Annotated in this window: 12 protein-coding genes; 4 read left to right on the top strand and 8 right to left on the bottom strand. The window is 60.4% G+C overall.

Going from position 1 to position 13,864, the window contains the following annotated elements; translation table 11 throughout:
* Positions 1 to 177 precede the first annotated feature (177 nt).
* Positions 178 to 2,442 carry a putative bifunctional diguanylate cyclase/phosphodiesterase gene (locus BM403_RS17695; RefSeq protein ID WP_093544004.1) on the bottom strand — a complete coding sequence of 755 codons (2,265 nt, stop codon included), beginning with the start codon at positions 2,440 to 2,442 and terminating at the stop codon, positions 178 to 180.
* A gap of 138 nt (positions 2,443 to 2,580) precedes the next feature.
* A complete protein-coding gene (locus BM403_RS17690) occupies positions 2,581 to 2,946 on the bottom strand; it encodes a YkgJ family cysteine cluster protein (protein ID WP_012722657.1) in 366 nt (121 codons plus the stop codon).
* Between the two features lie 252 nt (positions 2,947 to 3,198).
* On the opposite strand from BM403_RS17690, the gene BM403_RS17680 reads away from it, so the two are divergent.
* The gene (locus tag BM403_RS17680; RefSeq protein ID WP_012722658.1) at positions 3,199 to 4,545 is read left to right on the top strand and encodes a spinster family MFS transporter; all 1,347 of its coding nucleotides are present in this window, start codon (positions 3,199 to 3,201) and stop codon (positions 4,543 to 4,545) included.
* Between the two features lie 119 nt (positions 4,546 to 4,664).
* On the opposite strand, the gene rapA is transcribed toward BM403_RS17680, so the two are convergent.
* Complete coding sequence (rapA, locus tag BM403_RS17675; protein ID WP_012722659.1) at positions 4,665 to 7,511, bottom strand: RNA polymerase-associated protein RapA; 2,847 nt, start codon at positions 7,509 to 7,511, stop codon at positions 4,665 to 4,667.
* Positions 7,512 to 7,730: 219 nt separating this feature from the next.
* On the opposite strand from rapA, the gene BM403_RS17670 reads away from it, so the two are divergent.
* Positions 7,731 to 8,072, top strand: coding sequence for a hypothetical protein (locus BM403_RS17670; protein ID WP_043204931.1), 342 nt, complete (start codon positions 7,731 to 7,733; stop codon positions 8,070 to 8,072).
* Here BM403_RS17670 and BM403_RS17665 read toward each other — a convergent pair.
* The 3 genes from BM403_RS17665 to BM403_RS17655 form a co-directional block, all read right to left on the bottom strand.
* A complete protein-coding gene (locus tag BM403_RS17665) occupies positions 8,069 to 9,250 on the bottom strand; it encodes an aminotransferase class V-fold PLP-dependent enzyme (RefSeq protein WP_012722661.1) in 1,182 nt (393 codons plus the stop codon). The genes BM403_RS17670 and BM403_RS17665 overlap by 4 nt on opposite strands.
* The gene (locus tag BM403_RS17660) at positions 9,247 to 9,717 is read right to left on the bottom strand and encodes a RidA family protein (RefSeq protein ID WP_012722662.1); all 471 of its coding nucleotides are present in this window, start codon (positions 9,715 to 9,717) and stop codon (positions 9,247 to 9,249) included. Before BM403_RS17660 ends, BM403_RS17665 begins: the two co-directional genes overlap by 4 nt.
* Positions 9,718 to 9,807: 90 nt before the next feature.
* On the bottom strand, positions 9,808 to 10,674 hold the full coding sequence (locus BM403_RS17655; RefSeq protein ID WP_012722663.1) for a LysR substrate-binding domain-containing protein: 867 nt from the start codon (positions 10,672 to 10,674) through the stop codon (positions 9,808 to 9,810).
* A 130-nt stretch (positions 10,675 to 10,804) separates the two neighbouring features.
* On the opposite strand from BM403_RS17655, the gene BM403_RS31910 reads away from it, so the two are divergent.
* Together BM403_RS31910 and ccoM are read left to right on the top strand one after the other, a co-directional pair.
* Positions 10,805 to 10,966, top strand: a complete 162-nt coding sequence (locus BM403_RS31910; protein ID WP_017137225.1) for a hypothetical protein — start codon at positions 10,805 to 10,807, stop codon at positions 10,964 to 10,966.
* 143 nt (positions 10,967 to 11,109) lie between these two features.
* On the top strand, positions 11,110 to 11,226 hold the full coding sequence (ccoM, locus tag BM403_RS32375) for a cytochrome c oxidase subunit CcoM (protein ID WP_010212341.1): 117 nt from the start codon (positions 11,110 to 11,112) through the stop codon (positions 11,224 to 11,226).
* Positions 11,227 to 11,391: 165 nt separating this feature from the next.
* On the opposite strand, the gene BM403_RS17645 is transcribed toward ccoM, so the two are convergent.
* Both BM403_RS17645 and BM403_RS17640 read right to left on the bottom strand, forming a co-directional pair.
* The gene (locus tag BM403_RS17645; RefSeq protein WP_012722665.1) at positions 11,392 to 12,867 is read right to left on the bottom strand and encodes an inorganic phosphate transporter; all 1,476 of its coding nucleotides are present in this window, start codon (positions 12,865 to 12,867) and stop codon (positions 11,392 to 11,394) included.
* Positions 12,868 to 13,181: 314 nt separating this feature from the next.
* Positions 13,182 to 13,382, bottom strand: coding sequence for a hypothetical protein (locus BM403_RS17640; protein ID WP_043204933.1), 201 nt, complete (start codon positions 13,380 to 13,382; stop codon positions 13,182 to 13,184).
* Between the last annotated feature and the right edge of the window lie 482 nt (positions 13,383 to 13,864).

The raw sequence follows: 13,864 nt of genomic DNA, 5'->3' as shown, positions 1-13,864 counted from the left end.
TGGAAAGTATCAAATGGCCATCACGGAATGGGAGTTCGCGACTTTGCAGTGCGTCCTTGTCCGGGACGATCGGGCTTGACCCTGTTGTGCTCAGGGAAAACCTGGCCGGACTCTGATGAATCGGCCGTTCGTCGGCGTTCTTTAGGCAAATGATGGCGAAATGCCAAAGTTTAGGCGTCAGCGAATTGGCCTGACGATGGACGTGTTGCCTTTGCGCGTGGGAGCAGGCTCTTTCGGTGCGCTGCTGTCTTTGGCGCCCACCAGGCTGTGCGGATAGAGTGGGTTGCGCAAGTTGATACCCTGCATGACACCGATGATGTCGCTGGCGGGCACTGCCGGGCTCAAGAGGTAGCCTTGGACGAAATCGCAGCCATGCTTGAGCAACAGCTCGAACTGCGCCTGGGTTTCCACGCCTTCGGTGACGACCTCCAGGTGCAGGGTATGGGCCATGCCAATAATCGCCTGGACAATCTCGATATCGGCGGTGGACTTGGGAATGTCCTGGATAAACGAGCGGTCGATCTTCAAGGTGTTGAGGGGAAGGCGCTTGAGGTAGGCCAGGGACGAATAGCCGGTACCAAAGTCGTCGATGGCCAGCGACACGCCTAGCGCGCGGATTTGCCGCAGCAGCGCCAGGGTGCTGCTGATGTTGCCCATCAGCGCGTTTTCGGTGACTTCCAGTTCCAGGCGGTTGGCGGCAATTGCACTGAAACGCAGCGCATCCTCGATTTCGTCCGCCAGTTCATCCCGGGCCAGGTTAAGGGCCGAGCAGTTCACCGCCATGGTCAATTCGGTATAGCCCCGGTCAGACAGCAGGCTCAGGTCATGACAGGCTTGGCGCAGCACCCAGTGGTCCAATTCGGCAATCAGCCCGTTGCTTTCGGCGATACCGATAAACCGGTCCGGCGCCAGCAGCCCATGCTGTGGGTGTTGCCAGCGCACCAGGGCTTCCAGCCGTGTGACCTTGCCCAGTTTCATGTCAAAGATCGGTTGGTAGAACAGCACCAGTTGGTTACGGGTGCGCAGGGCGCCGCGCAGTTCTTCTTCCAGTTGCAGTTCGAGGAAGGCTCGGGTTTTCAGGTTGGAACTGAAGAAGTTCAGGCTGTTGCGCCCGGCGTCCTTGGACTGGTACAGCGCCAGGTCAGCGGTTTTGAGCAACTCTTCGCAGGTCAGGCCATCATCGGGATACAGGCTGATGCCGATGCTGGTGGTCATCACCATACGGCGGCCAGCCAGTTCGATGGGCTCCTTCATCTTTTGCATGATGCGCTGGGCCAGGTGCCGGGCTTCGTCGCGGTGGTGAATGCTGATCAGAATGCAGAACTCATCACCGCCAAACCGCGCCACCACATCCGCATGGCTGCGCACCGAGCCCTTGATATGCGCGGCCAGCACGGTGAGTAATTGGTCACCGGCGTCATGCCCGAGGCTGTCATTGATGCGCTTGAAGTGGTCGATATCTAGGAAGATCACTGCCATCATGCCGTTTGACGCAGCTTTTTCAGCGAGTTTCTCCGCGAAGATCTGATTGAAACCCCGCCGATTGAGCAGGCTGGTCAAGGCATCGTAATGGGCTACCTGTTGCAGGGAGGCGCGGGCCTGGTCCAGTTCGCTGAGCAGGGCATTGACCCGGCGCAGGTCGCGTTCTTTGTGTTGCAGCTTCTTGTCGGCCAGGGCGGCGCTGATGCTGCTGCCAATGACCAGCAGGGTGATGACCGCCACCGACAACCCCAGTTGAATGGGGTTGTTATCCGAAGGCAGTGAGAGGTCAGCGCCGGCGGGGACGATCAACTGCAGGGCCGCCATGCCCGTAAAATGCATGCTCAGAATTCCCGCGCCCAGGACCAGGCTGGCGGCGTATTTGAGCAGTTGATGAAACACGCCGGTGCCCGTGCGCAAGTGACTCGACAGCAACAACGCGGCCAGGCTCGCACCCATGGCGATGCCCACCGAGGCCAGGAACAATCCCGAGTCGAAATACAGTTGGGCCTGGGAACGCATGGCCGACATGCCCACGTAGTGCATCAAGGCGATGCCGATCCCCATCCATATAGACGCCAGCACATACTGGTGGAAGCGTAGGCTGGAATGACTGAGCGTTTGCATGGCAAACAGCGACGCGATCAGGGCGATCATCAAGGACGCGAACGTCATCAACAGGTCGTAGTGAATCGCGATTGGCGCCTGGAAGGCCAGCATGCTGATGAAGTGAGTGGACCAGATCCCGCCGGCCAGGCAGCCAGCGCCGAGCCAGCGCCAGTGGCGTCTTGCGGTAGGGGCCTCGACGTGGCCGACGCGCTCGGCCATGTCCAGCGTGCCGAAACCCGCCGCGCAAGCGACCAGGTAGGCCAGGAGTACCAGGAAGGGGTTATGACTGCAATTGAGTAATAAGTGCCCGCTCTCTGGAAGTCCGGTAAAAAAATGCAGACCTAGCCATTCCATAGCATGTCCCGTCATAGAGTCACGTCACTGCCTACGGCGATGACCTATGAGGTCCAGTATAGAAGCCTCGCGGAATTTGCCACGAATAATGGCACATTGCTGTGAACCATTTTGGCATGCCTCCCATAGCGTTTGATGCTAAGCGCTGATGGGCAGTGTCAACTCGAAGGGGGCTTCCAGGGGGGCCAGGCCAAACGCTGCGCGTGCGGCATCGCAATCGACGTTTTGTACGCCTTGGTACCACGAGGACTCGAATTCGCGGCATACGCTCGAACGCTGCTCGTAGATCGTGCAACGGGTGGCCTGGCCCACTTCACCCTCAAGGCTGCAGCAGCGCGCAGGTTTCTGGTCGGTGCCGATCATTGCCACGCGGGTCGGGTTGATTTGCACCACCAAGTCATCGGGCACCGTGCCTCCCGACGAGGCGCATTCACCCCAGAAGAAAGACACACGAAAGTGTGAACAACAGGCACCGCAATTCAGACACGGACTGGCTTCGGACATGGGCGTCATCGATAAGAAAAGTAGAATGGGGTGTTACAGGAAGGCTCGCCATTCTATCCGTGCCATGGCCATTGGGAAGAGGGGGCAGAACTTATATTTTCCGTAGGGAAAGTCCCAGGATGCCGGGTGAAATCATGCCCTATCAGCTTTACGAATCATTACAGACAAGCCTCGCCCGCCTGACTATGTTGCAGGTACCGGGCAGGATGCATCGGGCATCGCAGCTCTCATAACAATAAAAGAGACGGACCCATGCAGAACTCGACCCAAGCGGCGAATGCCTGGCGCATTCTGTTCCTGCTGTTCCTCGCCAATCTGTTCAACTTCTTCGATCGCACCATTCCCGCGATCATCATCGAGCCAATCCGCATGGAATGGCACCTGAGTGACTTCCAGCTCGGCATCATCGGCACCGCTTTCACCATCGTCTACGCCATTGCCGGCCTGCCGCTCGGGCGACTGGCCGATACCGGCTCGCGCAGCAAACTGATGGGGTGGGGCCTGTTCGCCTGGAGCGGGCTGACGGCGGTGAACGGTCTGGTCGGCAGTTTCTGGACGTTTTTGCTGGTGCGCATGGGCATTGGCATTGGCGAAGCCAGCTATGCGCCAGCCGCCAACTCATTGATTGGCGACCTGTTCCCGGCGCACCGCCGCGCGCGGGCCATGGGGATTTTCATGCTGGGGCTGCCGTTGGGTCTGTTGCTGGCGTTCTTCACCATCGGTTGGATGGTCAAGGCGTTCGACAGCTGGCGAGCACCGTTCTTTATCGCGGCGGTGCCGGGGCTGATCCTTGCTGTGTTCATGTTCTATATCAAGGAGCCCAAGCGCGGCGCGGCGGAAACCGTGCAGGTTTCACAGGAACGCGTCGACCGCCCGATCCGCCGCGTGCTGGCGGTGCCGACCTTCCTGTGGCTGGTGCTGGCCGGGTTGTGCTTCAACTTCGCGACCTATGCCTGCAACTCATTCCTGGTGCCGATGTTGCAGCGTTATTTCCTGATGCCGTTGCAGGATGCCGCCGTGGCAACCGGGGTGATCGTCGGCCTGACCGGCCTGGTGGGCCTGACCCTGGGTGGCTGGATCGCCGACAAGATCCATCAGCGTGTCGCCAACGGCCGGCTGCTGTTCGCCGCGTTCAGCCTGATCATCTCCACCGTGACCACGGCCTGGGCGTTGCACGCCGGGCGCATTGAGATTGGTGTGTTTGTGGCGCTGTTCAGTGTGGGCTGGCTGTTCGCCTATAACTTCTACACCTGCGTGTACACGGCGATCCAGGATGTGGTCGAACCGCGCCTGCGGGCCACGGCGATGGCGCTGTTTTTTGCCGGGCTGTATTTGTTGGGTGGCGGCATGGGGCCGATCGTTGTAGGGGGCTTGTCCGACCATTTTGCTCATTCGGCGATGTATGCGGCGGGGGCGGAGCAGATGACCGAGGCTTACAAGGCGGTGGGGTTGCATGACGCCATGTACCTGATTCCGGTGGCGTTGTTCCTGACCATGCTGTTTCTGTTCCAGGCGTCGCGCAGCTTTGTGCGGGATGCCAAGAAGATGAAAGAGGGGTTGAGCGGGGTGGAGGTACCTGCTGCGGCGGTTGCTGTTTGAGACCGCAGTGACGCCATCGGGGGCAAGCCCCCTCCCACCTTTGACTGCGTTCACAAATCAACGTGTGGGAGGGGGCTTGCCCCCGATGAGGCCCTCAAGACAAAGAAAGAAGGTAGCTATTAACCGGCGACCAGAACCCGAATCGCTTCCAAGCGCAGCGCCGCCTTATCTAGCATGGCCAGGCCTTGCTCGCGTTGGGTGCGCAGGGCAACCAGCTCGCTGTCGCGTACGGTCGGGTTGACCGCTTGCAACGCGGTCAGGCGCGCCAGCTCTTCGTCGGTGTCTGCCGCCAGGCGGCGTTTGGCCTCGGCTACGCGCTCGGCGTGGCGTGGGGTGATCTTCTCTTCACCGGCGTTGATCCGCGGCGTCAGTTGGTCGCGCTGGGCCTGGATGAACTTGTTGGCGCTGGCACGTGGCACGCTTTCCAACTGGTCGTTGAGGGTTTCGAAGGTCACGCGGCCGGACAGGTCGTTGCCATTGGCATCCAGCAGGCAGCGCAGGGCGGCCGGTGGCAGGTAGCGGCCCAGTTGCAGCGAGCGCGGGGCAACCACTTCGCTGACGTAGAGCAGTTCCAGCAACACGGTGCCCGGTTTGAGCGCCTTGTTCTTGATCAATGCCACGGCGGTGTTGCCCATTGAACCGGACAGCACCAGGTCCATGCCGCCCTGCACCATCGGATGTTCCCAGGTGATGAACTGCATGTCTTCGCGCGACAGTGCCTGGTTACGGTCGTAGGTGATGGTCACGCCTTCGTCGTCGCCCAGGGGGAAGCTGGCGTCGAGCATTTTTTCGCTGGGCTTGAGGATCAGCGCGTTTTCCGAATGGTCTTCACTGTCGATGCCGAATGCGTCGAACAGGGTTTCCATGTAGATCGGCAGGGCGAACTGATCGTCTTGCTCGAGGATGTCTTCCACCAGCGCATCACCTTCGCCTGCGCCGCCGGAGTTGAGCTCCAGCAGACGGTCGCGGCCGGTGTGCAGCTCCTGTTCCAGACGCTCGCGCTCGGCACGGGCCTCGTCGATCAGGGCTTGCCACTCGCCGTCGTCGGCGTTTTCCAGCAGCGGCAGCAGGCGTGGGCCGAACTGATGCTGCAAGGCGTTGCCGGTCGGGCAGGTGTTGAGGAACGCGTTCAGCGCTTCGTGGTACCACTGGAACAGGCGCTCTTGCGGGCTGGTTTCCAGGTACGGCACGTGCAGTTCGATCACGTGTTTCTGGCCGATCCGGTCCAGACGGCCGATCCGCTGTTCCAGCAGGTCGGGGTGGGACGGCAGGTCGAACAGCACCAAGTGGTGGGAGAACTGGAAGTTACGGCCTTCACTGCCGATTTCCGAGCAGATCAGCACCTGGGCGCCGAACTCTTCATCGGCGAAGTAGGCGGCGGCGCGGTCACGCTCGAGGATGTTCATGCCCTCGTGGAACACCGTGGCCGGGATGCCGGAGCGCACGCGCAGGGCGTCTTCCAGGTCCATGGCGGTTTCGGCGTGGGCGCAGATCACCAGGACCTTGGTGCGCTTGAGCATTTTCAGCTGGTCGATCAGCCACTCGACCCGTGGGTCGAAGCGCCACCAGCGGTGTTCTTCTTCGACGTCCGGCTGCGACTGGAAGCTGACTTCCGGGTACAGCTCGGCGTGTTCGCCCAGCGGCAACTCCATGTACTCGTCCGGGTTCGGCAACGGGTAGGCGTGCAGCTTGCGCTCCGGGAAGCCTTGCACGGCGGCGCGGGTGTTGCGGAACAGCACGCGGCCGGTGCCGTGGCGGTCGAGCAGCTCACGCACCAGGCGCGCGCTGGCTTCGGTGTCGCCATCGTTGACGGCGGTCAGCAGTGCTTCGCCTTCATTGCCGAGGAAACCCTGGATAGTCTCGTGGGCCTTGGGGGACAAGCGGCCCTTGTCGAGCAACTCCTGCACGGCTTCGGCCACCGGGCGATAGTTCTCGCTCTCGGCGCGGAAGGCGTGCAGGTCGTGGAAACGGTTCGGGTCGAGCAGGCGCAGGCGCGCGAAGTGGCTGTCCTGGCCGAGTTGCTCGGGGGTGGCGGTGAGCAGCAGCACGCCGGGAATCACTTCGGCGAGTTGTTCGACCAGCGAATATTCGGCGCTGGCTTTGTCTTCATGCCACACCAAGTGGTGGGCTTCGTCGACCACCAACAGGTCCCAACCGGCCGCGAACAGCGCGTCCTGGGCCTTTTCGTCGTCGACCAGCCATTCCAGGGCCACCAGGGCCAACTGGGTGTCTTCGAACGGGTTGGTCGCATCGCTTTCGATAAAGCGCTCTTCATCGAACAGCGCGACCTGCAGGTTGAAGCGGCGGCGCATTTCCACCAGCCACTGGTGCTGCAGGTTTTCCGGTACCAGGATCAACACGCGGCTGGCGCGGCCCGACAGCAATTGGCGATGGATCACCAGGCCGGCTTCGATGGTCTTGCCCAAGCCGACTTCGTCAGCCAGCAATACCCGTGGCGCGATACGGTCAGCGACTTCACGGGCGATGTGCAATTGGTGAGCGATAGGTTGCGCACGCACGCCACCCAGGCCCCACAACGAAGACTGCAATTGGCGGCTGGTGTGTTCCAGCGTGTGGTAACGCAGCGAGAACCAGGCCAGCGGGTCGATCTGCCCGGCGAACAGGCGGTCGCTGGCCAGGCGGAACTGAATGAAGTTGGACAGTTGGGTTTCCGGCAGGGTGACCTGCTCGTGCTGCCCATTGAGGCCGTGGTACACCAGCAGGCCGTCGACATCGTCGACTTCCTGCACGGTCATTTTCCAGCCTTCGAAATGGGTGATGGAGTCACCCGGCGAGAACCTCACGCGGGTGAGGGGCGCATTCCGTAGCGCATACTGGCGGGTGTCGCCAGTGGCCGGATAGAGCACGGTCAACAAGCGGCCGTCCTGTGCCAGAACGGTGCCTAACCCCAGCTCTGCTTCGCTGTCACTAATCCAGCGTTGCCCCGGTTGATACTGCTGCGCCATGCTGCCTGACTCCCGCCGTGAAAAAGCCGACTATCTTAACGGAACAAGCCCCCACGCCCAAGGACTCTGACAAAAACTACTCCCTGGGGGTGGCACATCGGAAGCTGAATCGACGGGTGGCGGGCACTTGCGAGTGTCGACTGGGTCACAGGTTGGCGAGCTTGCGCTCAAGTCACCCTGCAACCCGCCGACAGCCTGTTGATCAGGAGAATAATCACTATGCTGCCACCCATGCTGCCCGTCAGCGTTGTGCCGGTCACGTCACAACTCGATCCGGTACGTCAGAAGCCGGATATCCCGCCCGTGGTGCCAGTGCAACCGGGCTCCAACGAAAGCACCATCGACCTGAAAAAGGGCGATGCCGAGACGTCGACGTTTTTGCTGCGTGAAGAACAACGTCGCCAGCAGGAACAACAGAAACGCCGGCGTGAAGCCGAGGACGACCCGGAGCAGCACCTGGCCATTCCGGGGGATGTGCTCAACGCCGACAATACGGTGCCGGTGATACCGCTGATCGAAGATGCGCCACGCCAAGGCCTGTGGGTGGACGTCGAGGTTTAGTCATGCAGTGCCCGCAGGGCCGTTATCAGCACCTCGATCTCGTGTTCGGTATTGAGCGGGCTGACAGAAATCCGCGCCACGCTTTCAAGGCCCCGCGCCTGCATATCCAGCGGCGTGTAGGCGACACCGTTGGCCCCGATGTTGATGCGCTTCAACCCCAGGCGCCGCTTGAGTTCAAAGGCGTCCCAACCCGCCAGGTTGAAGGCGATCAAGCCTGACTGGCGAGTGCCCAGGTCGTGCAGGGTAATGCCCGGAACCCCACGCAACGCTTCGCGGATTCGCTCGCTGGTCTGCGAAACCCTTTCCCATAGGCGCTCGATTCCCAGCCCGTTCATCTCTTGCAACGCATTGCCCAGCCCCGCCAGCAAGGCGAAGGATGTTTCGCTGGTTTCAAAGCGCCGTGCGTCCTGGCGCAGGTCGAACCCCCGGGCGGTCCAGGGCGCTGAAAACACGTCACGCTGAACAGGGTTCAAGCGCTCAAGAAAAGCCGGTCGCACATACAACAGCGCGGTGCCTCGTGGCCCACGCAGGTGTTTGCGCCCGGCTGACTTGAGCACGTCACAGTGCAGCGCTTGCACATCCACCGGCAGTTGGCCGACGGCTTGGCCGGCGTCGATGAAGTAGGGGATGGCGTGACGCCTGGCCACTTCGCCGATGGCCTGGGCGGGGTTGATCAGGCCGCCGTTGGCCGGGAGCCAGGTGAGGTCGATCAACTTCACGCGAGCGTCGATCATCGACTCCAGCGCCACTGGGCAGACTGCGCCGCTGTCGTCGCAGGGGATGACCTCCACCCGAGCGCCTGCTTGCACCGCCCCTTCCATGCTGGCCAGGTTACCGCCCCATTCGTGGCGGCCGACCAGAATGCGATCGCCCGGCTGCCAGGGCCCCAAGGCTTGGAACGCCATGCTCCAGGCGGTCGAGCCACTGCCGGCAAACGCGATGGATGAGACCGGGGCGTTAAGCAGTTGCGCGGCGGCACGGCGGGCTTTTTCCACCAAGACGGCGCCATGCTCGCCGGCTTCCATTGGGCCCTCGCGGGCTTCCCGTTGCAGGTGTTCGATGATCGCATCAAGGGTCGCCTGGCTCGGCAGCGAGGCACCGGCGTGGTTGAAGTGCACGATGCCGGACTGGCAACCAGGCGTGTTGTCCCGCAAGTGCTGAACGTCGAGCGGGCTCATGGGTGCAGCTCGAAAATGGCATCGACCTCCACCGCCACGCCGGCCGGCAGGCTGGAAACGCCCACGGCGGTGCGCACATGCCGGCCCTTTTCGCCAAGGGCGTTGACCAGCAAGTTGGAGGCGCCGTTGGCGACCACGCTCTGTTGTTTGAAGTCAGCGCCGCTGGCGATAAACACCCCCAGGCGCACGGTGCGTACCAGTCGTGAGAGGTCATCACCGAGGGCATCGCTCAACTGCCCCAGCAGGCCCAGGGCCGCGAGTTCTGCCGCGTGTGCGCCTTCCTCATCGCTGATGGACTCGCCCAACCGGCCGACGTAGGCCGGTTTGCCGTCCACCAGCGGAATCTGACCGGAGACAAACAGGTGGTTCTGGCTGACGACGTGGTTGATGTAATTGGCAATCGGCTGGCTGGGCGTAGGCAGTGCGAGGCCGAGGGCGTGCACGCGTTGGCGGAGGGAGTCGCTCATGATCAATCCTCTGGGGTCAGGAGGTTTCAGCATGTTGGCTGTATCGAAGGGCGACAAACGGATAGATCTCACGCGACCTATCGAAATAACTCACGCGTCGGCGCAGGCTTCCTTCAACCACTGGCTGAAACACGCGGCAGCTTCACTGGCGGGACCTTGAGGGGCGATGAGCCAGTAACCGATGTCGCTGTGGTAGGGCGGCCAATCGAACGCTTCTACCAGGCTGCCGTCCTGCAGCCTGCGTTCGATCAGGCGATGACGGCCCATGGCGATGCCTTGGCCGGCCACGGCGGCTTCGACCACGATGTTGTAGTCGTGCAGCATCACGCGGGGATGGTGGGCGAGGTCGACCTGGTAGTGCTCGGACCAATCGGTCCATTCAAAGGGGCGGTGTGACGTCGCCATCAACAGCGGGCTGTCCTGCCGTACCTTGAACGCAGGGCTGCACACCGGGGAGATGACTTCCGGCATCAGTCGCGTGGCCTGCACGTCGGGCCAATCACCCTTGCCATAGCGGATGGCCAGGTCGACCTCGGCGCCAGCGACGTTCGCGAGCTGAATGGCCGGTAATAGCTCTACCTGGATAGGGGGATAGCGATTGAGGAACCCAGCCAGACGCGGCGCCAGCCACAGGGTGGCGAAGGACGCCAGCAAGCCGATGCGTAACACGCTGGCGCTTGGGGTGGCCCGTTGGGCGCGGGTGGCCGCGGCGATGGCGTCGAGCGCCGGGCGGATTTCGTCGTAGTACTGTTGGCCGTCGGCGGTCAGGTCGATCGCGCGCGTGCGTCGGATAAACAGCGGTTTATCCAAGTACTGCTCAAGTTTCTGCACCTGGTGACTCAGGGCACTCTGGGTCACCGACAACTCGTTCGCGGCCTTGATAAAACTCAAATGCCGCGCCACGGCTTCGAAGGCGCGCAGGGCCAGCAACGGCGGAAGGTCCTTGTGCAGTGCCACCTGGGTGCGTCTCCGGGTCTGGAAAAGTAGCGATTTTGGGCGATGGCCTGCCTTTTGTCGCTGGCTGATTTGCCGTTGGGCGGGGGAGGCCGCATTATTGGGCCATTCCCTCCACGACGTAAGCCAAGCCATGAGTGAAGACGACAAGCTGATCGACCTGAATGCCGAACGCGCCAAGCGCGTGCATGACCTCAATGACAAGCGCCTGAATGAAGTGCGCCAGGCCTTCGAACAGGCAATGCCGCTGGGTAAAGTGAAGAAGAAACCGAAGAACAAGCCGAAAAAGCGTTGAAACAGCCTGCATCCATTGATGCAGGTCAGTTATTGCCCTTCTTTACGCTCCGTCGTGGGCGACATTGATCCCCGTCAATTTTCTAATCCGCCTTCTGCATTAACTTAGCCCTATCGCAACAGGGCAAGTGCAGGAGGCCGGTCATGTTTATCGATAATGTGGTATTTGCCGGAGTGCTGACTGTGAGCCTCATGGTGATGTTTTTTGTAGGGTTTGGAATTTTTATCTGGAAAGACGCGAACAAGCGTAAAAAACCATAGGTTTTTCCGGGTTACATGAGCACGCAAGGCATTTTGGGCGACTTCGGTCGCCCTCTTTTTTGCCTGCGATTTGATAATCAACACAGGGACAATAGGTGGGTTTGGAATTGGGCAATAAAAAAGGTGCGAGCCTCGCGGATCGCACCTTTTTTGTGCAGGCGGCTATCAGCTGCCGAGTGCCTTGGACGCCAACCAGAACAACCCGGCCGATAGGGCCACGGTGGCTGGCAGGGTCAGCACCCAGGCCATCAGGATGGTTTTAACGGTGCCGCCTTGCAGGCCGCTTTTATTGGCGACCATGGTACCGGCCACACCCGACGACAGCACGTGGGTGGTGGACACCGGCAGTGCGAAGATATTGGCAAAGCCAATCATGGTCGCAGTGGTGATCTGCGCCGACATGCCTTGGGCATAGGTCATGCCCTGCTTGCCGATCTTCTCGCCGATGGTCAGTACCACACGCTTCCAGCCCACCATGGTGCCCAGGCCCAAGGCCAGTGCGACGGCGAGGATTACCCAGAACGGTGCGTATTCGGTGGTGGCGGTCAGGTCTTTGCGCAACTTGTCGAGGTCGGACTTCTCACGTGCCGGCAGGCCTGGCAATTTGCCGACTTTCTTCGCGGTGTCGTCCAGGCAGAGCAGGTAGCGGCGTACTTCGATACGGTGATCGGCCGTCAGCGAATGGTAGTCGGAGACACCTTTCAACGTACCCAGCAACGCATTGATGGTCGGCTCGGTCTGTTGCGGGTTGCAACGGAATTTGCCCGGCAGGTCGTCCTTCACGCTTTTGCCCAAGGCCAGGAATTCACCCAGGGTCTCATGGTTGCGCTGGTAGAACTGGTTCAGGTGCAAGGTGGCGTCGCGGGTACGCTCGATCTGGTAGGTGGTGCTGCCCAGGTCGAGTACGAACTGCGCCGGCACGATACCGATCAGCACCAGCATGATCAGGCCGATGCCTTTCTGACCGTCGTTGGAGCCGTGCACGAAACTCACGGCCATGGCGGAAATCACCAGGACCAGGCGGTTCCAGAACGGCGGATGCTTCTTGTCATCAAGCTTGCGGCGCTGGTCCGGGGTCTTGTGCATCTTGGACAGCGGACGCCACCACTTCAGGCCGAGCAGCACCAGGGCTGCGACCAGGAAGCCGGCCATCGGCGAGAATACCAGCGATGCGCCGATATCCACCGCTTTCTGCCAGTTCACACCGTCAGCCAGGGGGATGTCGTTGATCAGGGCGTTGGCCAGGCCGACACCGAGGATCGAGCCGATCAGGGTGTGGGAGCTGGAGGCTGGGATACCGAAGTACCAGGTGCCCAGGTTCCAGGTGATCGCCGCAGCCAATAAAGAGAAGACCATCGCCAAGCCATGGCCGGTGTTCACATTGATCAGCAACTCCACCGGCAGCAAATGCACGATGGCGTAGGCGACACCGACACCACCGAGCAATACGCCGAGGAAGTTGAACACCCCGGAGAAGAACACGGCCAGGTGCGGCGGCATGGCTTTGGTATAGATGACTGTGGCCACCGCGTTAGCGGTGTCATGAAAGCCATTGATGAACTCGAAGGCGAGGACAAAGGCCAGGGCGAGCAGCAGGCTCACGAGAACCCAAGCATCCAGTCCGCTGAATAAATCGATCATGAAGGTTTTCTGACCCGGTCGTAAGGGGGCGCGATTATGCCAGAAAACCTCAGTAATCGATGCACTAGCTGCTCATCGGTAAGCATCTTCCCTGAAAAAAACCTCGGGAAAGGGGTGCATCCCAGGGTTTTCGGGGCTTTGGCAAGTCTTTGATTTATAAAGCAGAGGGGCCGCAGGGCGGATGATTGTCACAAAATCGTCACGCCAGAAACATTTGTATGAAATTTTACTGTTAGTGGTGGGATGCAGGCTTGCTGACTGCTAGCTATGTGCCAGCAGTCAAGGCCAGAACCTTGAGGGTCAAACCGAATCGCTTATGGCTCTTCGGATTTGAGTTCCTGTTCAATCTTTTGGATTTCCTGGGCAAATGCCTGGTCGAGCAGGCTGGCTCGTTTGCGCCATGGTTTGCGTTCAGGTTCAGGCTGGGCGGCGTAGGTGGTGACTTCCCCGCCGTAAACGTCCTTGTAACGTTGCTCCTGGCGCTCAAGTTCCGCGCGCAGTTCATCTTTCGTCACATCGTTACCTAATTGAGTTGAGTGTAAATACGTTGCAGCGTTATGCCGGAATGCGCCCTCGGGGTGTTTCAAGTTGACCCGTGGAAACGTTCAACTTTGGACCCTGCAGGGGCGGCACTTGTTTAGTGCAGACATTCGAGACAGATAGTTGCGACCGATAATGCACGGCCTGTGCATCATCTAGTGGGCGCCGGTTCCGATACTGTAAACCGGGCGAACCTGCGCATAGAGTGCATTATAGCGATGCATTTGAATAACACTATCGGCATAAAGTTAAAAACCGTCAACTTTGTGTGAGCGTTTTGTTACACGGATGCGCCGGTAATTGCGCAAATTCTGGCGTCATAAATTCCACCTAATTTCAGGCATTATGTTAGCCGCTCTTTTAATGTCACTGCAGCCCTGCAGCCTGGTATGGCTGGGTGCCAGAAAATTGCGATAATCGAATGATCGTCCGATAATCGCACAATGTTATCGGCACT

It is taken from the genome of Pseudomonas sp. OV546 (genome assembly GCF_900116845.1).
GTDB lineage: Bacteria > Pseudomonadota > Gammaproteobacteria > Pseudomonadales > Pseudomonadaceae > Aquipseudomonas > Aquipseudomonas petroselini.
The sequence above is the reverse complement of the archived record's forward strand: the minus strand, read 5'-3'. Positions and strand labels throughout refer to the sequence as shown.